Annotated in this window: 2 protein-coding genes; both read left to right on the plus strand. The window is 44.7% G+C overall.

Annotation, left to right across the window (positions count from 1 at the left end; all coding sequences use genetic code 11):
* A partial coding sequence (locus R8269_RS24925) for a peptidoglycan binding protein CsiV (protein ID WP_318222870.1) occupies nucleotides 1–525 on the plus strand: 525 nt, incomplete at its 5' end.
* 211 nt (nucleotides 526–736) lie between these two features.
* Nucleotides 737–1247: GNAT family protein (locus tag R8269_RS24930; RefSeq protein WP_318222871.1), on the plus strand; the 511-nt coding region annotated here is incomplete at its 3' end.

Here is a 1247-nt window from a genome sequence, read left to right on the forward strand (position 1 = left end):
GAAGCGGCGCTGAACAATCACGCCGGATTTAAAGTGCTAAAACACGTAGCATGGCGTCAAGGTGATCGAGGTAAAGCAAGCGCGCCAATCTTTCGAATTGTAGGTGGTCGTGATTTCTCTGGCTCTTACAATGCAGATGGTAGCCCGATTAATGGCAATAACAGCTACTCTAGCGACGGCTATAACGAAGAAACCATCAACGGCCCACTGTATGAGTTAGATGGCAAATTCCAAATTTACGTGCAGCATTACTTGTTTGCAGAAACCACGCTGGATTTGCGTGAACCAAGCGTCCGTGAAGTTCGCTTTGAGTCTAAATCAACTGACCAGTTGAATGATGAACTCGGTGATGTTGACGGCAACGTTCAAGTGGGTAACCTCGCAGAAATCTCACCAACGGTGACTGAAGAAACCTTCTTAAAGAGCTACCGATTGGATCAAAAACGCCGCATGAAAAGCAGCGAAACGCACTACTTAGACAACCCTCTAATGGGAATGATCATCCAAGTGCGTCGAGTTAACTAAACTTCGACAGTTCTACAAAGCGCAGCAATCGCTGCGCTTTGTTTTATCTGCCACTTCATATCACCTAAACTCATTTAATCACAACCATGCCAGTAGTCACTCGGTTTGAAGCCTTAGCCTTTGAGCGAAGTAAACCCAAGCCAACAACTACAATGACCTAAGGAACGAAAGGTCATATCTCTAAAATCAGCAATGGAAGTCGTATTTGTTCATGAGCCCAGATTTTGAAATCATCACCCCTCGCCTAGCCCTTCGTCTTATCCCAGCAGATGACGCTCACTCGCTACAACGATTGCTCTCCCAATCCCCATCTTTGCATACTTGGCTTGATTGGTGTGACGCAGAAGTCTCGCTAAAAGATGCCCAAGACTTTCTACTAGCAACACGTTTAAATTGGGTCAAAACGGAAGCATTTGGTTTCGGTATTTATGATAGAGATAGCAATACCTTGCTGGGAATGGCAGCCGTGAATGAGCTTTACCATACGTTTAATATGGCGAGTATTGGTTATTGGGTAGCAGACCGTTACCAAAGACAAGGCTACGCTCAAGAGGCGATTAAAGCGTTGGCAGAATTTTGTTTTGCGAAACTGAGCTTAACTCGTATTGAAATCGTTTGTGATCCTGATAACAACGCCAGCCAAGCTTTGATCGAATCCGTTGGAGCAAAAAAAGAAGCCATCGCCAGAAATCGATTTATTTTCCATGGCAAACCAAAAGATG

This window comes from Vibrio sp. Vb0667 (assembly GCF_033391095.1).